This is a genomic window from Paraburkholderia phytofirmans OLGA172 (assembly GCF_001634365.1).
In the GTDB taxonomy this organism is placed as follows: Bacteria; Pseudomonadota; Gammaproteobacteria; order Burkholderiales; family Burkholderiaceae; genus Paraburkholderia.
Genome location: NZ_CP014578.1, coordinates 2,326,680 through 2,349,326 on the forward strand (window position 1 = coordinate 2,326,680; position 22,647 = coordinate 2,349,326).

General features: G+C 58.5%; 28 protein-coding genes. 9 read left to right on the forward strand and 19 right to left on the reverse strand.

The genetic code is table 11. The features are described 5' to 3' along the window. Window positions 1-78: 78 nt before the first annotated feature. Window positions 79-387 (reverse strand): hypothetical protein, encoded by a 309-nt coding sequence (locus AYM40_RS41865; protein WP_181448360.1) that lies wholly within the window; start codon window positions 385-387, stop codon window positions 79-81. Between the two features lie 64 nt (window positions 388-451). On the opposite strand from AYM40_RS41865, the gene AYM40_RS41870 reads away from it, so the two are divergent. Further along, on the forward strand, window positions 452-619 hold the full coding sequence (locus AYM40_RS41870) for a hypothetical protein (protein WP_181448361.1): 168 nt from the start codon (window positions 452-454) through the stop codon (window positions 617-619). Between the two features lie 386 nt (window positions 620-1,005). Here AYM40_RS41870 and AYM40_RS10040 read toward each other — a convergent pair whose 3' ends face one another. The 11 genes from AYM40_RS10040 to AYM40_RS40165 all read right to left on the reverse strand — a co-directional run bounded on the left by AYM40_RS10040 (window position 1,006) and on the right by AYM40_RS40165 (window position 5,617). Further along, a complete protein-coding gene (locus AYM40_RS10040) occupies window positions 1,006-1,482 on the reverse strand; it encodes a PRC-barrel domain-containing protein (RefSeq protein ID WP_063496095.1) in 477 nt (158 codons plus the stop codon). Between the two features lie 312 nt (window positions 1,483-1,794). Continuing rightward, window positions 1,795-1,992, reverse strand: coding sequence for a hypothetical protein (locus AYM40_RS10045; RefSeq protein ID WP_063496096.1), 198 nt, complete (start codon window positions 1,990-1,992; stop codon window positions 1,795-1,797). A 309-nt stretch (window positions 1,993-2,301) separates the two neighbouring features. After that, window positions 2,302-2,448, reverse strand: a complete 147-nt coding sequence (locus AYM40_RS41355; RefSeq protein ID WP_158515271.1) for a hypothetical protein — start codon at window positions 2,446-2,448, stop codon at window positions 2,302-2,304. Window positions 2,449-2,450: 2 nt separating this feature from the next. After that, window positions 2,451-2,663 (reverse strand): PDZ domain-containing protein, encoded by a 213-nt coding sequence (locus AYM40_RS10050; protein WP_063496097.1) that lies wholly within the window; start codon window positions 2,661-2,663, stop codon window positions 2,451-2,453. Between the two features lie 333 nt (window positions 2,664-2,996). Next, the gene (locus tag AYM40_RS10055) at window positions 2,997-3,179 is read right to left on the reverse strand and encodes a DUF2934 domain-containing protein (protein WP_063496098.1); all 183 of its coding nucleotides are present in this window, start codon (window positions 3,177-3,179) and stop codon (window positions 2,997-2,999) included. Window positions 3,180-3,265: 86 nt separating this feature from the next. Further along, window positions 3,266-3,424, reverse strand: a complete 159-nt coding sequence (locus tag AYM40_RS41875) for a hypothetical protein (protein WP_181448362.1) — start codon at window positions 3,422-3,424, stop codon at window positions 3,266-3,268. 428 nt (window positions 3,425-3,852) lie between these two features. Next, complete coding sequence (locus AYM40_RS10065; protein WP_063496100.1) at window positions 3,853-4,050, reverse strand: hypothetical protein; 198 nt, start codon at window positions 4,048-4,050, stop codon at window positions 3,853-3,855. A 460-nt stretch (window positions 4,051-4,510) separates the two neighbouring features. Further along, on the reverse strand, window positions 4,511-4,786 hold the full coding sequence (locus AYM40_RS10070; protein ID WP_063496101.1) for a hypothetical protein: 276 nt from the start codon (window positions 4,784-4,786) through the stop codon (window positions 4,511-4,513). A gap of 112 nt (window positions 4,787-4,898) precedes the next feature. Further along, a complete protein-coding gene (locus AYM40_RS10075; RefSeq protein ID WP_063496102.1) occupies window positions 4,899-5,102 on the reverse strand; it encodes a hypothetical protein in 204 nt (67 codons plus the stop codon). A gap of 77 nt (window positions 5,103-5,179) precedes the next feature. Next, complete coding sequence (locus tag AYM40_RS10080; RefSeq protein WP_148662151.1) at window positions 5,180-5,401, reverse strand: hypothetical protein; 222 nt, start codon at window positions 5,399-5,401, stop codon at window positions 5,180-5,182. Further along, window positions 5,402-5,617, reverse strand: coding sequence for a hypothetical protein (locus AYM40_RS40165; protein ID WP_148662152.1), 216 nt, complete (start codon window positions 5,615-5,617; stop codon window positions 5,402-5,404). A 226-nt stretch (window positions 5,618-5,843) separates the two neighbouring features. Here AYM40_RS40165 and AYM40_RS10090 point away from each other — a divergent pair, with 226 nt between their 5' ends. Further along, complete coding sequence (locus AYM40_RS10090; protein ID WP_148662153.1) at window positions 5,844-6,218, forward strand: hypothetical protein; 375 nt, start codon at window positions 5,844-5,846, stop codon at window positions 6,216-6,218. Window positions 6,219-6,223: 5 nt separating this feature from the next. On the opposite strand, the gene AYM40_RS10095 is transcribed toward AYM40_RS10090, so the two are convergent. The 3 genes from AYM40_RS10095 to AYM40_RS10105 form a co-directional block, all read right to left on the reverse strand. Continuing rightward, entirely contained in the window at window positions 6,224-6,496 is a 273-nt protein-coding gene (locus tag AYM40_RS10095) for a DUF1488 family protein (protein ID WP_063496105.1), read from the reverse strand. Between the two features lie 42 nt (window positions 6,497-6,538). Further along, on the reverse strand, window positions 6,539-6,757 hold the full coding sequence (locus tag AYM40_RS10100) for a hypothetical protein (protein ID WP_063496106.1): 219 nt from the start codon (window positions 6,755-6,757) through the stop codon (window positions 6,539-6,541). An 862-nt stretch (window positions 6,758-7,619) separates the two neighbouring features. Then, complete coding sequence (locus AYM40_RS10105) at window positions 7,620-8,738, reverse strand: patatin-like phospholipase family protein (protein ID WP_063496107.1); 1,119 nt, start codon at window positions 8,736-8,738, stop codon at window positions 7,620-7,622. Window positions 8,739-9,560: 822 nt separating this feature from the next. Here AYM40_RS10105 and AYM40_RS10110 point away from each other — a divergent pair. Beyond that, on the forward strand, window positions 9,561-10,202 hold the full coding sequence (locus tag AYM40_RS10110) for an MAPEG family protein (protein ID WP_063496108.1): 642 nt from the start codon (window positions 9,561-9,563) through the stop codon (window positions 10,200-10,202). A 96-nt stretch (window positions 10,203-10,298) separates the two neighbouring features. Next, on the forward strand, window positions 10,299-11,459 hold the full coding sequence (locus tag AYM40_RS10115; RefSeq protein WP_063496109.1) for an IS30 family transposase: 1,161 nt from the start codon (window positions 10,299-10,301) through the stop codon (window positions 11,457-11,459). A gap of 755 nt (window positions 11,460-12,214) precedes the next feature. Here the strand turns inward: AYM40_RS10115 and AYM40_RS10120 are convergent. After that, window positions 12,215-12,502 carry a hypothetical protein gene (locus AYM40_RS10120; RefSeq protein ID WP_236720806.1) on the reverse strand — a complete coding sequence of 96 codons (288 nt, stop codon included), beginning with the start codon at window positions 12,500-12,502 and terminating at the stop codon, window positions 12,215-12,217. Between the two features lie 652 nt (window positions 12,503-13,154). Beyond that, window positions 13,155-14,093, reverse strand: a complete 939-nt coding sequence (locus AYM40_RS10125) for a DUF1571 domain-containing protein (protein ID WP_063496110.1) — start codon at window positions 14,091-14,093, stop codon at window positions 13,155-13,157. A gap of 2,423 nt (window positions 14,094-16,516) precedes the next feature. On the opposite strand from AYM40_RS10125, the gene AYM40_RS10135 reads away from it, so the two are divergent. The 5 genes from AYM40_RS10135 (at window position 16,517) to AYM40_RS41880 (ending at window position 18,512) form a co-directional block, all read left to right on the forward strand. Further along, a complete protein-coding gene (locus tag AYM40_RS10135) occupies window positions 16,517-16,963 on the forward strand; it encodes a hypothetical protein (protein ID WP_063496112.1) in 447 nt (148 codons plus the stop codon). Window positions 16,964-17,184: 221 nt separating this feature from the next. Further along, window positions 17,185-17,373 carry a hypothetical protein gene (locus tag AYM40_RS10140; RefSeq protein ID WP_063496113.1) on the forward strand — a complete coding sequence of 63 codons (189 nt, stop codon included), beginning with the start codon at window positions 17,185-17,187 and terminating at the stop codon, window positions 17,371-17,373. Window positions 17,374-17,489: 116 nt separating this feature from the next. Further along, entirely contained in the window at window positions 17,490-17,879 is a 390-nt protein-coding gene (locus AYM40_RS10145) for a response regulator (RefSeq protein WP_063496114.1), read from the forward strand. Window positions 17,880-18,060: 181 nt separating this feature from the next. Beyond that, window positions 18,061-18,282, forward strand: a complete 222-nt coding sequence (locus AYM40_RS38350; RefSeq protein ID WP_082855039.1) for a hypothetical protein — start codon at window positions 18,061-18,063, stop codon at window positions 18,280-18,282. Window positions 18,283-18,368: 86 nt separating this feature from the next. Further along, window positions 18,369-18,512 carry a hypothetical protein gene (locus AYM40_RS41880; RefSeq protein WP_181448363.1) on the forward strand — a complete coding sequence of 48 codons (144 nt, stop codon included), beginning with the start codon at window positions 18,369-18,371 and terminating at the stop codon, window positions 18,510-18,512. A gap of 1,481 nt (window positions 18,513-19,993) precedes the next feature. Here AYM40_RS41880 and ltrA read toward each other — a convergent pair. Beyond that, window positions 19,994-21,277, reverse strand: a complete 1,284-nt coding sequence (gene ltrA / locus AYM40_RS10150; RefSeq protein WP_063497941.1) for a group II intron reverse transcriptase/maturase — start codon at window positions 21,275-21,277, stop codon at window positions 19,994-19,996. 940 nt (window positions 21,278-22,217) lie between these two features. Further along, window positions 22,218-22,577 carry a hypothetical protein gene (locus AYM40_RS10155; protein ID WP_236720807.1) on the reverse strand — a complete coding sequence of 120 codons (360 nt, stop codon included), beginning with the start codon at window positions 22,575-22,577 and terminating at the stop codon, window positions 22,218-22,220. Between the last annotated feature and the right edge of the window lie 70 nt (window positions 22,578-22,647).

A 22,647-nucleotide genomic window follows, 5' to 3' on the forward strand; every position in this document is an offset into this window, starting at 1 on the left:
ACAGGGCAAGGCACGCACGGCCTCCCGGTTCCGTTGCGATAAGCGTGTCTTCTCCAATCAATTCGAAAGCAGGCACGCTTACTTTTTGTTAGACAACCACTTCGGCCTACCGTGACGTCCGACCGTGCAGGTGGTCGCACACAATAACTCGAGCGCTACTACACGGGCTGCCAGAAAGTTGAGCCAAGCGATCTCGGACGCTAACTGGATGAAACCGTTTGTAAGATGACGCAACGGGCCGGAGAGCGCATAAGTGAACTGGACTATCAGCGTTGCCACTGGCAGCACCGCGCGCCAATGTTCGACAATTGCGCGGGATTCGGCATAAGGCAAGGAACGCAGCGGCACACCGGAAACAACGCCATCAATCGGCGTGTCTGCCGGCAAAAAAGTCGCCAAGGGTACCGGCGTCACCCTGAATAATTCTGAGTCGAGGGAATCTGGACCGCAGATGTGTGACCAGAGCGGCAGAACGCTCGATGATAAGCAGACGATCTGCCTGGATGCCGTGGTCAAGCAATGCCTGAATTACCGCGCCGGTGCCTGCGCCAAGCTCCACAACGAGCCCTGTACCTTTGACCGGGACCATCCGCGCTATGCGTTTTGCCAGGTTTCTTGAGCTTGGAAATACTGCCCCGGCAGACGAGGGGTGCCATAGGACTTCATTAAGAAAAAGCAGTAGCGGGGGCGCAGAACTTGAACGAGCTAGATTTCTCATCTTGATCCGCACTGATCCGAACCGGTTCATTTTCGCCCTTTCCCTGTTGATGACGCGTCCCGCTGTTACCGGGCATTTGCGATTCCTGCCTGCTCCGAAAGTTTGATGCCTGTTTCCGTGCGAAGTATCCACTGGAAGCAGAATGTTGATGGCGCGATTGGCGAACCGTATTCGCGATCTTCTGCCGGACAGCGGCCGGATGCATCGACAGAGGGCGAGCGCAGCCCGCCGCATTCGACGTGCTGCGGAGACGCCGCGTCACGTCGCCCCTCTGTTCCGACCGTCGCTCAATGCTGGAACGGGCCGTCTTCAACAGAATCCTGTATCGATTGCCAGTATGGGCGGCGGTTGTAATACTCGTGCACCGACGAACCCCACTGTGCGTCCGCCATCAAGGGCCAATGATCCTTGTCAAAGCCAGGCGCGGCTTTGATGCGCTCGGCAGTCATGTCGAGCCGGAAGCACTTCTCATCGGTATCCAGGGTCAGCGCACTCCACGGGATCGCATGCAGCGTGTCTCCCATGCCAAGAAAACCCCCGTTCGACAATACGGCATACGCGATACGGCCGCCACGTACGTCGAGCATGATTTCGGAGATTTTGCCGACGTGTTCGCCATCCGAGGTGACGACCTTGTTGCCGGCGAGCGTGGCTGCCGTCATCACATCGGGACCGGCCCCTTCGCCAACTCCGGTGCCGATGATCTTCGCGCCCGCGCTACCTGTCTGAGACTGCGATTGCGTGCCGGGATTAAGTATGGTCATGATTCTCTCCTGAAAAGAACGAACCCTAACTCACGCAACTGACATGCCATGGATAGATGCGCGCAAGCTTCGCGCGAGCACCGCTGCGAGCCGATGAGCGGTCGTCGGCGCTCGCGCAGGCAATCCGAGCGGGAACCCAATGCAGTCGCGTGCGGGTTGAGCGCGCACAGCGGTCTTACAATTCTTGTAAATTGACGGAGCGCGCGCACTGCTCGCGGGTCGCTGTGGATTTCCCTCAGCACCCCGTTCTACGACACGACAGGGGGCTCCGGATTCGGAGCAAACTGCCTATTCGCGCTTCGCGCGGTCGGATCAATTGTGCATCTCCCGCACGTACGCCCGCCCCTTCTCTGTGATCAGACACCCACCATGTGGGGCCGCCGAAATCAGGTCGCACTTTTCCAGTTCGGTCTGGATATCCCATTCAACCATGAGAGGTTGGTCGCTCGCCGCGCGTTGGCTGAGTTCCAGAAGCGTTTCTTGCGCTTTGGTGCTGAGCTCTTGTGCCATGGTCGTCTCCTTCCAGGTCTTCAGGGAATTCCAGTATGAAGCAACGTACGATCCTTTCACCGACGCAATGGCGCGCGCTCGCAGCGGTAAGTCTTCACAGTCGCCCCCGAAACGCTCGGCTAACCATTGGTCCCGCGTCGGTCTTGCGACGTTGCGGCGCAACCCTGTTTCCTCGCACCACCAAAGCTGCCCACGCCCCGCTGTTCATCTAGGCTCGACCGACACAAAACTGCGCGCGTGGATGCGCTGGATCAGCACGACTACCTGTTTCCCTGTCTTTGCCTCCAGCGCGGTCACGTCCGCCTGGGTTTAGACCAGCGTGTCATTGAGCGACAGGACGATATCGCCAGGCGGGATGCCAGCGCTTGCCGCCGGCCAGTCAACTGCGCCCACCATCAGACCAACGGCCAGGTCGCTCGCGCGCCGCTCGTCCTCATTCAGCGGATGCAAGCTCAAGCCTAGGCGATCCCCTGAGCCGCCTTCGCTTTTCGAGCTTTGGGGCTTTCCGCGGACGCGCCGACCATGACCGTGACGGTCATCGGCCTTCGATTGCGGATCAGCCTGAGGGTGGTTTTTGTCCCAGGGGGTAGACCAGCAGCATCCTCGCCGAGTTCGGCCGAGCGATCAATCGGCTCGTCGCTGATCCGGATGATCACGTCGCCTGGCTTCACGCCGCTCGCGGCGGCCGTTGTGCCGGGCGCGTGAAGCGCCGGTGGCTAACAGGCACTGTGAATCAAGTATTTCGCGCGTAGCAACCGGCAACTGTGACACAGCGGACCGATGAAAACGAAAACGAAAACGAAAAAATCTGCAACGGCCAACGCATTGACAGCGGCCACGCGGCCCACCCATGCGATCCACGCTCCGGTTTCACGGACGCGAGCCATGAACGGCTTCAGAAACGGGCCGGGTTACCGGGAATCGATGTCCGCTTCGTAGAAGAGAGAATGTCGGCTCAGGCTCATTAGCGTCAGGCCATTCTGCACCACTGCTGGAATGATCCGTCAGTCCGGCGCCCGGACATCCGGATCACCGGGCTCGGCGGAGTCCGGAGCGGTCATCTCCTTCTCGACGAGTGCACGGGCTGTGCGCCAGTACTCGTCAGCGCACCCTTCAAGGCCGCCGTCCAGTTGCCAGAGTTCGTACGCGCGCGCCCGGATCCTCTCTTCCACAGTCGTGCCACTCATTGCAATAGTCTCCATTGGTCACAGGGACACAGAGGGATAGAGATGACGAGCACCAAAATCCACGCCGCGGCCACCGGAGAGCGCATTCAGCGCCGCTGCCGCATGACTTCCCAACAGTGGTGATGATCCATTCGTCTGAGGAGCCGCCGCCGCGTCCATTCCCGACGATAGTGGCCAATGACCATCAGCGCCGCGATGGCTAGTGCGAACGAACCGACGACAATCCCCGTCCACGAGTCAGTCATGGAAGCCTCCGTTCCGTTGAGGAATCTGATCCACGTTCGAACCGAACGCTACCGGATGGCCGCAGGCCACGATTCGTGCTTGCCGGTTATCGTGGCACGTGCGGTTCGACACCGCCGCCTTTGCCACGCCCTTACCGGTGTCGGCTATCGCCGGATGCCGCGTCGCGAAGCGGCTCATTTACCCTGGCAGGCGACCTTCATGTTTTCGCGGCGCTCGATGCCCGCCCGCCGACTTGCTTGCCGGACTTCGATGCGCCGCTCAGCGTGGTCTCAATGTGTTTTGCATCAAGGCCTGCTTTGCGAACTCATTCGCACACCAAAATAACCAGGGTTCTTCCCGATTTTCGCGACGTGATGTTCGATCAGACGCCGATCGAACTGCGTACCATGCAGGGATCAGGCGACAAAGCGTTTGACGCAAATGTCACTTACCGGACCCGCGCAGCCGCCTTGAGAACCGAGTAACCGTTGATGGTGATGAGAGGTCGCTGTTGCCCGTGAGCAAGCTGTTCCAGCGTGACGAGTTGGCGTTCGAGAAGGGCTTCGAGATCCGCACGGTCCAGGTCGATCGGGTCTGGAGCGTCCTTGAGCAGCATCAGGGTTGCGAATTCATGTGGACTCAGCATCTTCGTCTCCTGGCTTATAGGGGCTGCATTCGCTGGGAACTTGATCTGTTGCCGTCCCGCTGCGAGCCGGATCACCCATCGATCACGGATGCGAGACGTCTGTGCTGACCGGGTGCGTGCTGCGCGCCGAGGAAGTCACTTTATGCTGTCTCTGTTCAATGATCAATATGTGGAATAAATATTTTTGAGATGACCTTGTCCATCGGGGCTGTGTGCGGGTAACGTGGGTCGCTACCGCTGCTGAGCAGGAGGAATCCGGTGCGAACGTCTGTGAACATGGAAGGTTTTTACCAGCGCACTGCCCGGCTGATGACGGTGCCCAGAAAGCGATGGCGGCGATAAAGCAGCTTCGAGTTCTTCATCGTCTCACCCTACCAGCACATCCAGTTACCGTGACAATGCCGTCGCGACGCCTCTGTTCGCGCCCTGCTGGAACGTCACCATGGATAACGCGATCGCGCTAAACCGAACTGTCGCCGAATTCTCCGGCCGCCAGATCACGCTCAAAACCGGCATGCCACGCGGTGCCATTACCGGCGTCGTAAATGCCAACCTTGCCATTGCTTCGTCGAGTAACCGTGACTTGCCGACGAATCGGGCCGACTGCGCCGCCGGCGGGATAGTGATCTTCGTCGCAGATGTCGAATTCAACGATATCAAAGCCATGGCTTGCAGCAATCGATTCCGCGTCCTCTCGTTCGTCTTCACTGAACTCATGAAACAGGTGAGATGCCATGGTCGTCTCCATCGTGCAGTTTGAAGAATCTAGTGTGACCGACAACACGATACGAGCCGCAGGGACGGCCGAATTGAAGCCGTGCCCGATGGTACGGACCATTTTCGAGGGCTTATTTCATCGCGTCGATGCGGCGCTCCGCGTCGAAACGAGCCTCTTCGATCGCCTGCTCCGGAGTTCCCGCAGGCGCCTCTGGGTTTTTCCAGTAGATGGGCGGCTTAGTCAACGTGTATGCCCAGTCCCACCTTCCGTCCTTTTGTTGGGTCACGTAAACGCTGTAGTTAACTTCGTTGTACGAGAAATTGTGGCTGGCCATGAAGGTTTCTCTCGGAGTTTTCGAGGAATCCTAGCATGAAGGAACTATCCGTAAGCCAGCTCTCCGGCGCAGGTGAATCAGGGCTGCCACGTGTTCAGGAGCATCCAGATCTGTCGCGCCGGCGGCACGGCGAGAACGCACAAATACGCCGCAGCAGCGCACGCAGGTGTAGTGCTCTCGATGCGCACATCCTTCATGTCGCCAGCACCATTTGGCGTCAGCTTGTCGTGCGGGTCTGTGGCGGCCAGCGGGCCGTAAAGGTCAGCGCACGCCGCGCAAGGCTGAATCCAGAGATCCATTCAAAGAGCGATAACCCGCCTCGCTTCAGACTCGGCAAGCTCCAGTGCGGCCTCGGCCGTCGGCATCGGGCGCCCGCAGCCCCGCCCAATGGTCTGCCCGATGACGTGATTGCCGCGCTTCGTCGTGACACGGATGTATCCCTTGAACATGCCACCGGGAGCCGGCATCACACACGCCTCGACAGTTTTATTGCCTTTTGTTTCCTTGAAAGCCATGGCGCACCCCGGAAAGTGGACGGGAGGATCGTAGCATGAAGGAACGCCCTATCCTTTTCAGCGGCTCAATGGTGCGCGCTGCTCGACCGCCGCAAGACGCAGATGCGCCGCATCATCAAATCCACCGGCGTCCCGGACGCGCAGTCGCGCGACCAGAAGGCTGCCTGCTGTCCGTATGCCGAAGGTCAGAAGCTGTGGGTGCGCGGGGCGCACGAAGTCAACCGGATTGGCTACGAGGAGAGCCGGGACGGAGCGCGCCGTTACGCAGGAGGTGCCCATCCGGCCGACGATGGGCGCGAGCAATTCGAAATTTCGCCGGCCTTATCTCGAACTGGATGCGAAAGAAAGCGGCGGCTGGACGCCGTCTATCCACATGCCGCGCTGGGGCTCACGCATCACCCTCGAGGTGCTTGTCGTACGTGTCGAACGACTGCAGGAGATCAGTGAGGCGGACGCGATCGCCGAAGGCTGCGAGTCTGGGCCCACCTTCACCGGCTGCGGCAACTATGTTCGCCTGTGGGACAGCCCTAACGCCGCGCGCGGCTATCGCTGGGACGTCAATCCGTGGGTGTGGGTGATCGGGTTCCGGCGGCACACATGATCGATTCAGAGGTCAAACGTCCCCACCACTATGAATTCACCCGAATCCATAACCGATGCGCTTCCCAGCTTAGCTGCGGCGACTCTGCAAATGGCGTCGCGTCCGCGATTAAAGGCGGCAATCCCATCACCTGCGGCCCCGTGTGTGTCGCCAAAATGGTCTTCAAGCGCTTCGTGCGATACAACGTAGTGCTGCACGCGACCATCAATGGTGAGCCAGAAATGCACGTCGCCGCTGACGAGTACCGGAGCCTTGCCCGGCGTGAGTTCGTAGTCCATGTTCGTCTCCACCGTGATTTTCGAGGGATAGTAGCACGCTGCCTAAGCGCCATGCGCGTCGCACCACTGGATCGCCCAGCGCTGCGCCGCCTCGATAGCGCCCGCGTCGGAGGGATAGTCGCCGAGGTCACCCGAATACTTCACTTCGACGGCATCTCCATCCGCCGAGGCACGCCGGTAGATCTTTGCGCGGGCGTAGTAATGGCCGCCTTCATCGAGAGGCGACGCGTCGATGTGGAACTCTTTGTAGTCGAACTTCATGGCTGTCCCCGAAAGGGTGCTCTACTCGTCGTCGCGCTGGACAAGCTGCGGACGCCCCGCTGCGTCTCGACCTATGTCCACCAGCTTGTTCCGGTAGTCGCAGCCAAGACAGATGAAAAAAAATCCTTCCTCGTCGATTTGAGGCTCGACCTCATCGAAGGCGAACCGCGCATCGCAGTTTCGGCAAGTCCACATAGCTGTCTCCATCGCCGTTTTCGACGCTTCGCCGGTTGTCGAGGTTCGGAGGGGACGACGCGGCCATTCAGGACTCACGCTCTTTAAGCAACTTGCTGGCAAGAGCGCGCGCTGCATCTCGCGCCCGATCCTCACGCGCGAATTCCTGTTCAGTTTCGTGTGGATCGTCCGACTGGCTCTGATGTGATGGACGACTCCCGCCCTTCGCGGATGGGCATATGAAAAAGTGTAGAAGTCATGCCTTCCAAGGCAAAGGAGCGTTCATCACATCAGAACGGTTCTAGCTACCCTCCGGATGATACCGGGACTCTTAAAGCCAGCTTTCGTTGTTTTTTTTCTGACGCGCATTCTTCCCCTGCGGGCCACGGGTCGCTTGATGCACGGAACGCGCACTGCCTTAAGTTTCCCTTCAGCACCCGCGTTAAATCAGGTACGAACCGTAACAGTCACCCGGTGTAACTGACAAAGGGCCATGAACCTTGCTAACTTCAACAAATACGGCTTTGACCGGCTGAATGTGCTTGCGGTAAAAGCTGCGCGCACGGTTCTGAGGCGCCGGCGCTGCAATGCGTCGTCACTACTCGAACGGTCTACGCTTGTCGCTCCCCGATCACGCACAAAAGCACCTCGCTCGTACGCGCCGAACGGACACCCCGGCAAAGCGTCATCACGGCTTTCCGTTCGTAGGCTGCTGCGACCGAATCGTGCTGGCTGATCCATTCAGCCTGTTCTTCACTTCCGTGTCTATGTCGAAACTTGACCTCACGTCGATAACTGCAAGGTGACATTGCACCCATGCGTTTCCCGCCTTCCATCCTGCTTTTCTCAAAGCGAGAAAGAACCCAGGTGACGGAGTGTTCTTCGACGCGGCTCCAATCTCCTCCATGAAGTCGTCTGCTCGTATCACATGGAAACGCTTCTCGGCGTAGGTCTTGCCATTCGTGGCCTCGAGAGGAATGACCTTGTCTCTGATGAGCTGGTTGATCAACTCGATCTGTCGAACTTCCGTTACCCAGGACGAGCCAAAGCTCACCTCGTTAATCCGATTGACGATTTGTCGCGGCAGCTTCGGTGGTCCGTGTTCTACACAGAGTGGATCAATGAGGATGGTCAAAAGATCGTCCACAGAATCAACGAGCGGGTTGAGCGCAGGATTAGCCATGTATCCTCCATCCCAATAGAATTCACCGTCGATTTCGACCGCCTGGAAAAGCGTCGGATAACAGGTGGATGCCATCAGTGCCTTTGACGTGATTTCCCCGGGACCAAAGATGCGGAGCGCAGTCCGGTTCACATTCGTCGCCGCTACATATAGGTCGGGCGCGCCGTCGCTATGCTCATTGAGTCGGCCGAAATCAGGAATGACCTGCTCCATGATCGAACCGATTGGATCCTGTAGCCAGGGTGTCAGGTACGGCGAACTGACCTGTTGAAGCACGCGTTGCCCGATCACGAACAGGTTGGAGTCAACGTTCGAACGCCGTGGCGAGTCTAGCTCTGCGGTCGGCGAGTTGAAAAGGAACGGGTGCCAGGACGACCTCGCGCCGACGGCGTTCCAAAGTAGCTCGAGTAATCGCTTTGCCTCCCCCGCGTTGTCATGCAAACCATATGCGCATGCCGCACCGTTCAACGCGCCCCCGCCGGTGCCGCTGATAGCCTTGATAAACAGCTCGCCTTTCGCCACTTCATCAAGCAGGCGATCCAGTACGCCCCACGTGAAAGCTGCGTGAGCTCCGCCACCCTGGAGCGCCAGGCCTATCTTTCGGTTCGATCCGGTATCCGACATTTTCGGTTCCCTCGATTGGCTGTCTTTCTTCCCACGTCGGTCGGCGCGCCAGCAAACTCCTGGAAGAAAAGACGTCCTGCCACCAGGATGTTGGCGTTCACGGCTGATTGATCCACGTTCAACGGACTTTGCATCGGCGAGTGCTCCGGCTCATGTCACTACAAATGAAATCTGGCGGGCCGCAGAACCGCTTGGTCCGAGACGCCCCGTCGCATAAAGCACGGCACTAACACCGCCGTCCGGCGTTCGGCCGAAAGTTGGCGTTGATGAAACGCTTGATTCAATTGATTGTGCAGGGCGCAGATCGTAGGTTTTGTCCCGTTTCCTGACAGTACCCCTTATGTAGGAAATCGGGTACGCTCATTCCGCTTAACAGCGTGTTTTTCTGTCAACCTGATGACGGATACCCACGGTATCGAATTGGGGAGCGCGGGCTGCGCCGCGCCGCGGTCTTCCGGGTCTTTAAACTGGAATCAGATTCGGCCAAGGCTGTCCCTGTCTGATGCACTGCGGCGTCGTGACGCCCATGCTTTTACTGTTGCGACGGTAGAAGATTTAATACACTCCGCGCCTCAGGCTTCTTCCGCAGCCGACGGGACGCAATCATCGATTTCGTCACCCGCTGGCGGTGGCGGCCACTCGAAGGTCGATCGAAGCAACGCTGGGTCCGGTGTTCGAGCGGCCTGCTCGCGAAGGCCAGATTTAGATTCCTTAAACTCGCAGAATGTATTTTGCAGGGGCGACGCAATACACTACTTCGCATGACGCAGACACGCAGACCGCGACCGATGCCGCCGGACGAAACGCTAGGGGGAAAAATCGATGACCGACCCGGCCCATGACTCGTTCGACTTTCGCCGGCAGCGCCGGGTTGGCCTTGCCGGCATCGTGGCCGCCTCGCTGCTTGCCTCGGGGCTCTGGCTTGGCATCGATTATTTGATGTCACCCCTACCGGGCATGGATAACCTCGGCGCGCGGATGCTGCTGACGCTTAAGTGCTGCTGTGTGGTCGTGCTGTTCTGCCTGGTGACGGGTGTGGAAGCCGTGGCGCACGAGCGATTAACCTCACCCGCGTTCGATCCGCTGGCGGGCTTCGAGACACACAGGTTGCGCGTCAATCAACGATACCTGCAGAACACGGTGGAGCAGATCATCGTGTTTGCGGCGGCGCTGTTCGGCCTGGCCGCCTATTGCCCCGACGGCTCGGCCATGCGTGCGGTCGTAGCGACGACCGTCGTCTGGATCGCTGCGCGGGCCGCGTTCTGGCTCGGCTATCATCGCAGCGCAGCGCTGCGCGGGCTGGGGGCGCCGGGCATGGCGATCAGTATGATCGTGCTGCTTTATGTGACGAGCCGGTTTGGGCGTGAGATCGCAGGGACGGTGGGAGCGATTGTGCCGCTCGTTGCATTTTTCGCGGTCGAGGCGGTGTTGTTTTGGGGGACGTGGCCGGTGGAAGATGATTGATTCAACAAAGTGGGTCGACCCGACCGTCTCGGATCGCCCTTGGATTCAACCGGTCGACGCAATACCCTAGGCTGCCTGAGCAGCGGAGGTATTGAAATGAAGCAGAGACGGCGGATCTACTACACTGAAAGCCAGAAAGCGGTAATGTGGGAGCGCTGGCGCAAAGGCGAGTCGCTGCAACAGATTGCCCAGATGTTCGATCGAAACCATTCATCGGTGCAGGGCATTCTTTCGGAGACAGGCGGGATACAACCTGCCCAGAGGCACCGATCGAGGCTGGCTTTGACGCTCGCCGAGCGAGAGGAGATATCACGCTCAGTCGTATCCGGCGATTCAATTGTTTCGGTAGCAAACCGGCTCGGGCGCGCTCCTTCCACCGTCAGCCGGGAAATCAAGCGAAATGGTGGAAGCCAGGACTATCGTGCGAATCGGGCCGACCAGCTTGCATGGGACCGGGCACGTCGGCCAAAGACATGCAAGCTGGTCGATAACCGGCCGCTGGCGCGACTTGTGGCAAGCAAGCTGGAACTGCAGTGGTCGCCCGAACAGATTGCCGGATGGCTCAAACACGCATACCCGGTCAACGAGGACTATCACGTGTCACACGAGACCATCTATCGAAGCCTCTACATACAGGCACGCGGAGCGTTAAAGAAGGAGCTCCTTGAACATTTGCGGCGTTCGCGTGCCATGCGTCGGTCGCGCCACCACACGATGAAGACGGAGACTCACGGCAGAATTCGTGACGCAGTTTCGATCAGCGAACGCCCCGCTGCGGTTGAAGACCGCGCGATTCCCGGCCACTGGGAAGGCGATCTGTTGTTCGGCGACGCGAGCAGCCAGATTGCAACGCTTGTTGAACGCCAGACCCGGTTCGTGATGCTGGTAAAAACCACCGGGAAGGATACCGAAACTGTCGTCAACGCTCTGATCAATCACGCCGTCAAACTGCCGCAAGAGCTATACAAATCGCTAACCTGGGATCGTGGGAAGGAATTGGCCGGCCACAAGCGCTTCACTGTGGCGACGGATATCAAGGTCTATTTTTGCGATCCTCATGCGCCATGGCAGCGCGGATCGAACGAAAACACAAATGGGCTGCTAAGACAGTACTTTCCAAAGGGAATGGATATTTCGACGTATTCGCAGTCGAAACTTAATGCGGTTGCCAGGCGACTTAACGAGCGACCACGAAAAACACTAAACTTCCAGACACCGGCCGAACAGTTTTATCAATGTATTGCGTCGACCGGTTGAATCCAAGCCCCATCCCGGCCGTTGGATCCTTGGCATTGAACGGCGGTTCTCTGGGTTACGCCGGTCATTGCATGTAAATGTTCAGGTCAAGACATCCTCAAACGGCAGCACGTACGTTTGCTACGCTTAAAAGATTTTTCTTCGCGTTTCTTTTTTTGAGCGTCTTCGCTGGCTTCGAATCTTTCTTGAGCGGTGCGATCACTGGAATCACTTCCCGCATTTTCTTCACATATTGATTCGATATCCTATGCAAGATTCGCCCGGAGGAAACGAACCAGCGAGATGGCGCCGTCGATACCTTGTTCAATAGCGAGCCAGTTCTGCAAATGTGCGCGCAGAGGTGCTGCGCGCTCAGTGGGCGGTGCTCCGTGACCATATACGTTCGGCATCCTTCCGACGCGCCCGGATCAATGCATCAGGAGGCTGTACCTCGCGGTCCAGTCGGCCTTCGATACGGCCGGGCGTCCCGCGTCCGACGAGCCATTCACTCGCCGTCGAAGGTGGCACTCCTCCGCGCGGGGGGCTCGGTATTAACGCTGTGAGTGGCGATAGCGGGAACTAGTTGGGGGACGAGCTGTGTTGCGAATGTGGCAAAGAGATGCAAATCATGGAGATTTGGCTTGTTGCCGCCATATCTGGACTGTAAGCTTTCAGTAACGCGGACATATCCCCGCGTTTTGTGTGTTAAGTAGCCGCAGGCAAGTCCTGCGGCTTCTTTTTATGCGAACGCCAGTGGAAATTCGCGGGGGCCTGGATCAGGAAATGTTCTGCTGCGGCTTTCCGTGTTGTCGAGTTTTCGAGTGATACGGACAAGTGCTTTCCGCTGGCGTCGACCGGCCCTTGCCTTCGAAGTCGTCCAGTTGAAGCAGCAGACTATCCAGCGCACAGAGTTGGCCGCGCGTCAGGTGAGTCGCATCCAGAAGCTCGTGGAGCCGTCCGCGCCAGTATTCAGCGGGCAGGATTGGCCTGCCGAGGTCTCCTATCAATGACGGCACCATCACGCGTGCAATATGCGCGATGTCCTGGTCAAAGAACATACCCATGTGCGCCCCCGTATTTGCTTTTGGCCTGCGACCTATTGTTTTATGTCTGATAAATACTGTAGGCTAATTTTCGCTGCATGCCAAATATTGGGATAGGTGACGGTAATTCTCAGGCAACCACCACGCGAGTCGTATTGGGTAGTTTGGCGAGCGTTGGTACGCCCTTCAGCGGCCCGGATATTCACCGTCGCCGCTTGTAGCCATCGCCTAAAATATAGGCATGATCGCGACAAGCAAGGAGACGGCCATGGGCGAGTCAATTTCGGGGATGCTGCTTGGGGTAATCGTCCTGATCATGGCTGCCATCCTGGTTGCGGAGCACTACAGACGCGGGCATCACAGGAGTCAGCAACTTCGATGGCTGGACACGCACCCTATGCGCGACTGGTTACACCGTAGGCCTTGACCTGTGCCGTGGCCGATTTGTTGTCGCCGGTGATGGCCGATACTGCATCGATCGATACTGCATCGATCAGTTCCTGCTTGTTCATCGTAAGTTCCTTTCAGATTGGGTGAGTAACACCCTGACGTTTGAATACGACGGAATATTCTCGGTTCATCTCGCTTCTTTTGCACCAGGCGATACGGCTCGCCGGCCGGGAAGCGTTCGAGCCGCTCTCCGGTCGTCGCAATGGCCAATAACGGCGCCGCGTCAGAACCTGTACTCCGGATTCTTTGGATCGAATACCGAGTCGTCGAAACGTTTCAGCGTCACGTCCGTGAACGAAAACTTCTCGAAGAGTTGGAGATCGTTGTCCCACGCTTCGCTCGTGCGAAAGAAAGGTTGCCGCAAGTCGAGACCGAGCCGCTCCTTCTTTGCATAGAAGTCGGGCCGTCCGGTAGGTGTTTCCCACGTGAACGCTACTACGCGCGCACCATGATCGTTCAGCACCTCGATCTTCGAGGGCTTCTCGACGCCTGCCGCGCGATACTTCTTCAGCTCAGCCAGAAACAGATCCGTGAAATAGTCTATGCCCAGTTCACGCACGGTATGGTTCGACTGCGCCTTGACGCGAGCGCCATCGATTGGTACCCAGAAGGACGCGAGGTTGAGGATCCCACCCAGATGCGCGTAAAGCTGGTCCGGATCCCTCTTCTCGTCATAAATCATTTCCTGCCCGGCGTTCCTGCCGTCAGCCAGCCACTTAACGTACACTTGTCGCGGCTCCTGACGATAGCGGACCAGCATGTGAGCCGGCTTCGTCTGCCACCTGCCTTTCACGCGTTGTTGGCTGAACGTCTGGAACTCGTATTCCCGGTAGCGCGCGCTGCCCGTCTGCACGTAGCGAGAAAGTGTGTCGGGCGCGAGCGCTCGAAAGAGTTCGATCAGTTGCGCGTCGTCCAATCTTTCGAGCTCACCGCTTCGGGCGGCGTGGCTTAGCCAGACTATCTGGCGCTCGACAGGCAGACTCGATACCTGTGTGATCGCGACGGGTGACTGATCTCCCGGCTCTGGATGGCTCGCCGGTGTCGGCGCGTCCTCAGCATGCCCCGGCGCGACAATCATCGCAGCCGATGCGATCGCTAGAGATGCGAGCCTCGCGAACCCTGCGACGCGGGACTTTATTGACGTCTTGGCGACACGCAGCATGTGGCACCTCGGATTCGCCGCTTTTTTGTTACGACAGCGAGGCAAGCACGTTCCACTGCCTTCTGACATGAACCTTGAACGCATCATCCGTTTCGCGATCAGCTGTTGAGCTCAAGTGCGACGTCTGGCGATTTCGACCTGCTCATGGAAGTCATCGGCGAGCTTGCTCCTTATGTCCGGTGGCAGCGATCGAACGATGGCAAAGGCGGGCATCCTACAACCCTAAACAATTTCGGACGCTCCGCTGAAAGACCAAAATCGTCTGCCGCGCGACGCGATTCATAGGGCCGCTTAGGGCTAGTGAGCCGGTAACAGCCTCATCTTGATACCGTCCGCGCGTTCTCCGGAACACGCGGGCTTTCTTTGGCCCGAAGCGTATCGCCGAGCAGGGATGCTCATCGAGCGGGAGCGTGTGACAGTCCCGCCCGACGTATGGTGATCGTGCCCCCTTGGCACGATAAGCCCCCGTGCCACGTAAAAGCCCCCTGTCATAGTGATGAGGGTCCATCCGTTTGAGCAGCCGCGCGCGCAGATGTTCGCGGCGATAGTGACCAATGATCAGCGTCGCCGCAATTGCGAGTACGAACACCCCGACGACCATGCCTACCCAGGATTCGATCATGGCGAACGCCTTCTCACGCGGTCGACTGCCTCTTCAAGCTCTACTGTAGATGCTGACCGCCGTTGATCGCAACGTTGACCCCGATCACGAACGCGGATGCGCGCACCAGCGCGCATCCGGACTATAGTTTTAGTTTAATAGGGGTGGACGCACGATTCGGACGAAAACATACGTTAGCTGCGACGCACAATCAACATAATCAAAGACTTGGAGTTAGGCGACAATTTTCGTCCGAATCGTGCGTCCACCCGCCATTGGCCGCTCTCTGGGCGTCAGCGCTACACTTGGCGCGTCACCCAGCTCGTGGGCGCCCTGCGTCCACTACCGTACAAACAGATCTGACGGGTCGCGATATGATGGTTTTGAGGGCTGACAGCAAGCCCTCTGAACGAGCCGTTAAGGTCGCCGTCAGCTTCCGCCGACCTATCGCAAAATCTAGGGAGGCGAGATGCTCAGGTTGACGCTGTGGGCCATATTTGCCGTGCCGGTTTTCCTGGTTGGCCAGCTTGTCGTACTTACCCTGCTTCTCATCTTCGTAACTCTGAGCTGCCTCAATAAACTCACCACACCGCACGTTAAGCGGATCTCTGGCGCCGCGAAGGAGTGACGCCGCGATAGGCTGCAGCGCCATTCGCGGCGCGGGTATTATGCCGCCATCGTTTATGTGGTAGAGGGATTGAGGTGGCGCTTAGATCTGGCCGATGAACGGGCCCACTACCCTGCGAACAGATTTGTTGCCCTCACCGTATGATTGTTTTCAGGGCCGACACTGGCTCCCGAGATATGCGTTCAGGCCGCCATCCACCCTTCGACGAGCGGCCTTTTTTATACCGCAAAGCAGTATGAAAATGAAACCTTTCGGTCGCGCTTGCTGACTCAGACCGGCTCTGCCGCTCGGCGATGCGCGTCACTAAAGCGACGACCAATCAGCGACGAGCCTTCGTCCCCAAGGTTGAGACCGGCCGGAAAAGTGGATGCCAACGTTTCGCAAAACGCACGAACGGAGGCATCGAAGACGAGTGTCCTGGGCATCCAAGGCCTGCGCGCTGTCATGACTGATCGGTACCGCGCCACGAATGCCAGAGACAGGTCCTTCCATGTCCGCAATCAATACACTGTGCGGCGCGGTCGATGCTGCTGCTCGGCAAGCGCTGGAATCGACGTTAGATCCACGCGACTCTCGGGAATCCGGCTGTGCTCGGTCACGAATCGATAGAAACAACACAGGTTTACCTGGACACCAACCTCACGTTGAAGCGATCGAGGCCCCTTGCTGCGGGCGTTCCATCATCTCGTCGGACACATCTGCGTAGTCTGACGCTTTGCTCGTGCCCACGGACCGCCGGAAAGACACTGGATGAGCTGGCATGTTGGTCCCCAGATTGGGCCCTTCTGGTCGCAATGGACCCGTAGACGGCGACTCGCCGTTACCCTGCCTCGCGAGAGCGACCTGAAGCTCGCTGGTACGCGCAGGTTGGAGTAGGAAAATCCCATGGACGATACGGTAAGTCTGTACGGTGGCGTTCACGTCAGTAAAAACAACCGCATCAGGCGCATCACGTAGACGGGCAGGCCCGAATTCGCGTCCCTAATGTCTGCAGCGGTCTGCACCGATGGATCTACTGACCGCTCCCAGATCGCCGTTAGTTTCTCACGTGAACCAGTTGGCTTGAGGCGTCGCTGGCCCGATCGAACAGACACAGCGACCGGCCCGTATCGAGTGAGTGCGTGGGCGGCTACCGTACAGACATCCCCGGCGGGGTGTGGGAATGTGAGGCAGGATAAAACCAGTTTTACCATCATGACCAAGGCTGCTCTCAACTCGCTAATGATGATTGCTGCAATAGGCACAGGGTTCATGCCAGTGTCGTGCTATGCCTACGCACTTGATGCGCAACTCGACTGTAAGTCGGACGCACATTCGTTCATTGCTCCGCTCCTGAATGATCAATACATCGATCCGAATCCGATGCGCGTCGAAGCGAACTCGGTTGACGCATTTCGAACGGCGCATGGCGCCAACCTGACGGCATTTGGGTTTCGCGTCTACGCCGTTCTCGGATATGAACAGGACGATGCAATGTTCAAACAGGGAAGTGGCCTGCCCATTAACGACTCAGGGTACGGAGCGGTAGTACTGGGGCCTGCCGATGAAGTAGAGGCGCGTGCACGCGAGGCTGGCAGCGACGCTGTCGTCCGGCAGGTCGTTCCGCTGCTGGTCACCGCCGTCTTCTGCACCGGGCACTGACACGCTAATTCTTGCACAGCCAGGCAGAAAACCGAAGGAACAGACACTAAGACACGAGCACTGATATGGATACTGACCGCCTAGCTGCTGATTGCGGTGCTGAGCGCGTGCATCTTTGTTCCCGTCGCCAGCGACGACCACCAGGGCACTGCCTGGCATGAGGGTCACGACCACGATTAATATTAGATTCACCGTCCGGCCCAAACTCAACGGAGAGATCCATGAAGAACAAAATCATTCTCGTATGTGCAATCGTGATGACTGCCGTGATGCCAAGGCTCACCTTTGCGGAGCAATCTTCTAGCGACAACCACGATCACCATGACGTGCGTCCGCCGCCGCGTCATCCGCAACATCACCACTCTCACCATCATGCCGCGCCGCCGCCCAGGCACGAGAACGTCCACTGACGTAACGCTTGGGACGATACACGTCGTCATTTAGCAAGCGGCCACGTCGCGTAGGCGGACCGCTGATCGAAACCACAGCGGTTTCTCCGCGCCGCCGACAAACGAACTGCCGCCTGATGACGGACGACAACTGTTCGGTAAGCAAAATGCAGACGATTCTTCTAGTGGATGACGATCGCAGTATCCGGATTGCCTGGAAACGTATCTTGCAACTCGAAGGCGGTCGTGTCGAGACGGCCAGTGATGGGGACGCGGGCCTGGACACCGCCAACAGGGTGCAACCCGTCCTCATTATCGCGGACCGATCGATGCCTGGTATGAATGGTATCGAGTTTTTCCATCGACTCCGGCGCGAGCCAAAGTTGGCGGGGGTCCCTGTGGTGCTAGCCAGTGCTGAACATGAATTTGCATTCGGCGCACGCGTTTGGGATGAGTTTTGGCAAAAGCCCGTGTCCGTTGAGACTATGCTCCCGTCGATACGGCGCCTGGTGGCGCTGCCGTCATAAATAGCGACCGCGAGCGCGGCTCAAATAGACGCAACCAGGCGATACCAACGGACCGCCAGCGTACAGACACCACAGCTCATTCGATGCGAGGATCTGAGGCACGCGGGGCTGCAATGCGCCGTCATCAGCCGGCCGAACTAAGCCACCGCCGGTCCCTCCAACGTTTAAAAGGAGGACCATCATGATCCGACTATTCTGCATTTTCGCGCTTGCGGCGGGCCTAACAGGCTGCATCGTCGCTCCGCCGTACGCTACTGGCTACGGTTATGCCCCCACGCCCGCATATGAATCTGGGCCAGGCTACTACGGATATGCGCCTGGCTATTACGTCGCACCGGCCATCGATGTTGGGATCGGTTTTGGTGGCTACTATGGCGGCGGACACGGCGGACATGGAAGGTGAATGATCAGGCTTGCTAAAGCTTTCGACGTTACGCAGCGTGACGCTCGCGAGATCCACAGTTAACTCATCTCTCATGGAGCGAACTTATGAAGAAGATCGCTATGGCCATCGTCGTTGCTGTGACAACGCTTTCCACAGCACCGGCATTCGCCGATTACTACCATGATCACCACTGGCATCATTGCCATCGGGTTTGGCATCACCACCATTGGGAACGGATCTGCCACTAACGCACGGCGAAACTGGGCGTTCCGGAGAGGTAAGTCGGCCCAACTCATCGCGGCGGCCGGCAAATCCGCCACCGCAGACGGTTGGCGTTTTGGGCTGCTAGAAGCAAGCCGGCACCAGCAATACTTTTTTGCAGTCCCCTCCCCGCCTGCGGGCATCGCTTGGGTCGCCGGCTTTAATGCCGTCGACGCCGGTGGATACCGTCAACTATCTTTCCGCCCGGACACTGTAATTGTCGCCCTCCATGCCGGACTTTTGGAGCCTTGCCGTGCGGGTCTCAGGAAGATTTCGAGTGCAGCAATCTGCTGCATTTCGATGCGTGCAAGCTGGAAAAGGTATCCGTACCCCCGGCCAATATTGGCGCTTTGTGCTGCGTCGCAAGATTCAGAGTCCCGAGCGTGTGTCGACGGACTCATGTCGGTAGAGTCGAGATGTGGGTGCGACACGTGTCGCCGTCAGCCGCGCGTTATGCGGCATGCTGTAGATGGTAAAGCTCTGTTTTGCCTTGTCACATTCAGCAGTCGAAGTTTGGAGGTTGAAGCCGTGACCTGTTGTACGACCAACAGTTGCCTACCTGGACATGCGCGACGGGAGACCGTCGGGTGTGAAGCTCCGGGGACAAAGTACCCTTCCGACGGACGGTCCACCTTGGTGACAAGGAACCGACACTGCGAGCAGCGACGCGGTATAGGGACGAGGCAAGTTCCGCATGCGCAACTTAAGTGAACTGCCGATAAACCTCGTCACGACTGATGGGCCAAAGCTGCTGTCAGGCCCTGACCAAACGGTGCGTAGCAGGTTGCTCCCTTCCACATTGGGTGCACGTCGTCATCATCGCTACCGAGGAAGAGGCGGGCGCTAAACGGATAGATTCGGGAACAATCGAATCGGCAAGACTGGGAACGTGGTAAGCCCGATTCATCGCCTTGATTCCGGAACACAGCCATCAAGGCAGGCAAACCGTGAGGAGCGCTGTTGACGAAGCGGGTGTGAGAACGCGGAGAAAGCGAATGGCGGCCTGTAACGGGCTGCATAGAGGTTCAAGATTTGCCTCGACCTGAAAGGGTGCAGACTTCCGTGTGGTGCAGCTGTCGCAGGTCCACTTTTTAGATTCGCCGTGGGGCAGCTTGAGAGAGACCGGCTGTTTGCGGTTCAGCGCCCTCGTCTCAGCAATGAGATGAATCGACGAGGTGACGCGTGCGAAGGGCTTGTGCAGATTGACAAGACCGGCGTCAGTGTGACGTTTCATGCTGTGCGCGAGCCGTGTGCGGCGAAAGTCGCATGCACGGTTCTTCGGGGGCCCTGCTGTCGAGAGGCAGTGGGGCTACCCTCTCGCGGTCGCATTAGGTTCGGTTTGTCTGTTGCCGCCCCTTTCGTTTGGCGGTGCCCGAATAACCTAGCCCTAACCCCGTTTCCACACCCCGCTCATCGAACCCAGCGTGCAGATCTCCCGCACTGGGCTCTCGGACAAGACATCACGCCTTCACACACGCCAGGCTACGCCCCCGCGGGCGCTCAGACGTACGAGCCCGAAGTGCCCGTAGAGGTGCGGGAGTGGATAGCCCCCGCCCCTGCGTCGCCTGAGCTTATGCTTGTTGCGTAGCCACCGGCGCAACCGCGTCGCGGTGTAGCTGTCGAGCGCGCGATATGCGCGGCTAACGCTCCCTACCTGGAAGTAGTTCGCCCAGCCGCGTAACGAGCGGTTCAACTTGCCCACCATCGCCGTGGTCTCTTGCCATGCCGTCTTAAGGGCAGTCAGCGCATGAATCTTTTCGACCATGCGCCGGATACTCTTCTTCGACGGGCGCAAACCCATACGGGCCTGACCAGTTGTCGCTGAGTACATTCGCCCAAACGTAAAACCCAGGAAGTCGAATTCGCCTTCCGGCACCGAACAGATTTGTGTCTTTTCCTCGTTGACCGTCAGCTTCAGCTTGCCCATGATCGCGCGCAGTTGCGACAACGCTTTCTCAGCGTTACCTCGCTTGCACAGGATCACCAGATCGTCCGCGTAGGTCACGATTCGACTGCCAAGACTGCGCTCAAGCCCGAGCTTCTTCCATGCCAACACAAACCGGCGCATATAAATATTCGCGAGCAATGGTGAGATGGGTGAACCTTGCGGAATGCCGCGCCTGCTGTCCCTGGCCTCAGTCGTCCGCATCTTCCGACCACGGTTATCGGTTTCTTCAACGGAGCACTCCAACCACATCCTGATCAGATGCAGAACGCGCCGGTCAACGATGCGTCGCGCCAGCGACAACATCAGTTCGGCGTGGGGAATACTTCCGAAGTAGTCCGCGAGGTCGGCGTCAACAACGTCCGTGTGACCGCGAAACAGCAGTTCTTCCACCTCGACCGCCGCTTGCTGGGCGTTGCGGCCCGGCCGGTAGGCGTACTGCTCGGGTGGAAGGTCGGCTTCGAAGATCGGTTCGAGCACCAGCATCGCTGCTGTCATGCACACCCGGTCTCGCAAGGTCGAGATGCCCAGTGGCCTCAGCTTGCCATTGGCCTTCGGGATAAACACTCTTCTGATAGGGTCCGGCCGGTAACTCTCCTGCCTGAGCGCAAGCGCCAGTTCGCCGAGCCACTTCTGTACCCCATACGCCTCGACCTCCGCGAAGTCTTGCCGATCGACACCCGGCGCGCCCTTGTTCGAGCGACACTGGGCGTACGCATGTGCCAGCACATCCTCGCGATAGATCTTGTCGTACAAGGCATAAAAGCGATACCCGGCTGCTGCCTTCGCTTTCGCGTGTAACGCCATCTGCAGCTTCTGAACACGAATCGGAGTTGATAGGTTGCCCAATCTCCACGTCCTCACTACGTATTGCGTCTGTCTTGAACTGAGGCCCCTTCCCTCCACCGGCATTACACCAGCTTCATCGGTATTACGGGCCTCTCCGTCACCCCAAGGCGCCCGGCCTGTCCCTCACGGGCGTCCGGTTGCTCATCCCTGAACACGCCAAGGGGCTTCCCGTGTTGCGTGCGCTTTCCTTGTGCACATGCTGTCGCCACTACCCCGGCGCAGCGACTGGCGGCACTGCTTCGCTCATCCATCCAGTCGTATCAGCCTTCCCCGAAAGGGTCGCCGGGTCGGCCTGCGCATCGGCATTTTCGAGGCTTGCTCAGCGTTCACTCACGTTACGGCCTGCACACTCGCGCTGTCACCAATTCGTGACACGCTTACCCGAAGGCTTCAGCCATTTCGTTACCTCCATGACTGCTCCGGTTGCTTCCGGCTGGAGCGGTTGCCGGACGGGACTTACACCCGCTGGAAAGCGCCGCCTTTTCACGGCGCACACCCTGAGCTGCCCTTCGACCCGGAGTGACCTCTACGGCAGCTTCCAAGGTGAAACAGCCATTCGTCCCCTGGTGTCTGCCGGCAAGTCATCGGCCATTCAGGCCGGTTGCCGATTGCCGATTGCAACCGCGTGCCACCTTACATGATGCGCTGTCTGTCCGCTTTCGAGAACCACGAACTGATCCCGCGGACACGAAAAAGGGGGGGCGCGGGCCTTTCGGATGCGGGTGACGTTCGATCGGTTTCGGGCGAGACGTGCGCGGTCGAGTTGGTGGCGCTAGCCGGCAATCTTCAGCGCGAGTTCAGCGACATGTTTTGTCCCGGAAGCGCGCGATATCCAGCTCATTTTGTGAAGTCCCGATCTTCTTGCTCGGCCGCGCCTCCCCGATTGCACATACGTTGCTCAATGTGGCTCGCCGAGGCAAGCATCAGCGACATCGACAATCGGCTCGCTGTCGCCATAAGCTTCGTAAAAGCGATCGACGCAACTTATCTGACCGAAGGTCCACCATGTGCCGGGCGGATCATGACCCAGCCACATCACAGTCGCCGCCGCCTTTGTCCGAAGTCCCCATTGTTGCCAATCAGAGCCTGTTGGCAAAAAACGGCCGTGCTTGTCCGCGTACAAGTTCAGGTCCAGGCCGTATCGCTTCAGGTATGGCGGGTTAAGGAGATCCTCGATAGCAGGCTTTTCGCCACGGGAAATTCGGGCGTTTTCGACCGCCTCATCCAGCCGAAAATCGCTCATGGCACGGCTGATCACTGACAACTCGAACAGCAGCGGCGCGCCAATTGCCAGGCACGTAATACCTAGGCAGAGTACGAGCACTGCA

What these genes read in the sequence shown, in the direction of transcription:
- AYM40_RS41870 (WP_181448361.1), top strand. Translation starts at nt 452, where the DNA reads ATGTGTGACCAGAGCGGCAGAACGCTCGATGATAAGCAGACGATCTGC.
- AYM40_RS10040 (WP_063496095.1), bottom strand. Translation starts at nt 1,482, where the DNA reads ATGACCATACTTAATCCCGGCACGCAATCGCAGTCTCAGACAGGTAGC.
- AYM40_RS10045 (WP_063496096.1), bottom strand. Translation starts at nt 1,992, where the DNA reads ATGGCACAAGAGCTCAGCACCAAAGCGCAAGAAACGCTTCTGGAACTC.
- AYM40_RS10055 (WP_063496098.1), bottom strand. Translation starts at nt 3,179, where the DNA reads ATGAGTGGCACGACTGTGGAAGAGAGGATCCGGGCGCGCGCGTACGAA.
- AYM40_RS41875 (WP_181448362.1), bottom strand. Translation starts at nt 3,424, where the DNA reads ATGACTGACTCGTGGACGGGGATTGTCGTCGGTTCGTTCGCACTAGCC.
- AYM40_RS10065 (WP_063496100.1), bottom strand. Translation starts at nt 4,050, where the DNA reads ATGCTGAGTCCACATGAATTCGCAACCCTGATGCTGCTCAAGGACGCT.
- AYM40_RS10070 (WP_063496101.1), bottom strand. Translation starts at nt 4,786, where the DNA reads ATGGCATCTCACCTGTTTCATGAGTTCAGTGAAGACGAACGAGAGGAC.
- AYM40_RS10075 (WP_063496102.1), bottom strand. Translation starts at nt 5,102, where the DNA reads ATGGCCAGCCACAATTTCTCGTACAACGAAGTTAACTACAGCGTTTAC.
- AYM40_RS10080 (WP_148662151.1), bottom strand. Translation starts at nt 5,401, where the DNA reads ATGGATCTCTGGATTCAGCCTTGCGCGGCGTGCGCTGACCTTTACGGC.
- AYM40_RS40165 (WP_148662152.1), bottom strand. Translation starts at nt 5,617, where the DNA reads ATGGCTTTCAAGGAAACAAAAGGCAATAAAACTGTCGAGGCGTGTGTG.
- AYM40_RS10095 (WP_063496105.1), bottom strand. Translation starts at nt 6,496, where the DNA reads ATGGACTACGAACTCACGCCGGGCAAGGCTCCGGTACTCGTCAGCGGC.
- AYM40_RS10100 (WP_063496106.1), bottom strand. Translation starts at nt 6,757, where the DNA reads ATGAAGTTCGACTACAAAGAGTTCCACATCGACGCGTCGCCTCTCGAT.
- AYM40_RS10105 (WP_063496107.1), bottom strand. Translation starts at nt 8,738, where the DNA reads ATGTCGGATACCGGATCGAACCGAAAGATAGGCCTGGCGCTCCAGGGT.
- AYM40_RS10110 (WP_063496108.1), top strand. Translation starts at nt 9,561, where the DNA reads ATGACCGACCCGGCCCATGACTCGTTCGACTTTCGCCGGCAGCGCCGG.
- AYM40_RS10115 (WP_063496109.1), top strand. Translation starts at nt 10,299, where the DNA reads ATGAAGCAGAGACGGCGGATCTACTACACTGAAAGCCAGAAAGCGGTA.
- AYM40_RS10120 (WP_236720806.1), bottom strand. Translation starts at nt 12,502, where the DNA reads ATGGGTATGTTCTTTGACCAGGACATCGCGCATATTGCACGCGTGATG.
- AYM40_RS10125 (WP_063496110.1), bottom strand. Translation starts at nt 14,093, where the DNA reads ATGCTGCGTGTCGCCAAGACGTCAATAAAGTCCCGCGTCGCAGGGTTC.
- AYM40_RS10135 (WP_063496112.1), top strand. Translation starts at nt 16,517, where the DNA reads ATGACCAAGGCTGCTCTCAACTCGCTAATGATGATTGCTGCAATAGGC.
- AYM40_RS10140 (WP_063496113.1), top strand. Translation starts at nt 17,185, where the DNA reads ATGAAGAACAAAATCATTCTCGTATGTGCAATCGTGATGACTGCCGTG.
- AYM40_RS10145 (WP_063496114.1), top strand. Translation starts at nt 17,490, where the DNA reads ATGACGGACGACAACTGTTCGGTAAGCAAAATGCAGACGATTCTTCTA.
- AYM40_RS38350 (WP_082855039.1), top strand. Translation starts at nt 18,061, where the DNA reads ATGATCCGACTATTCTGCATTTTCGCGCTTGCGGCGGGCCTAACAGGC.
- AYM40_RS41880 (WP_181448363.1), top strand. Translation starts at nt 18,369, where the DNA reads ATGAAGAAGATCGCTATGGCCATCGTCGTTGCTGTGACAACGCTTTCC.
- ltrA (WP_063497941.1), bottom strand. Translation starts at nt 21,277, where the DNA reads ATGGCGTTACACGCGAAAGCGAAGGCAGCAGCCGGGTATCGCTTTTAT.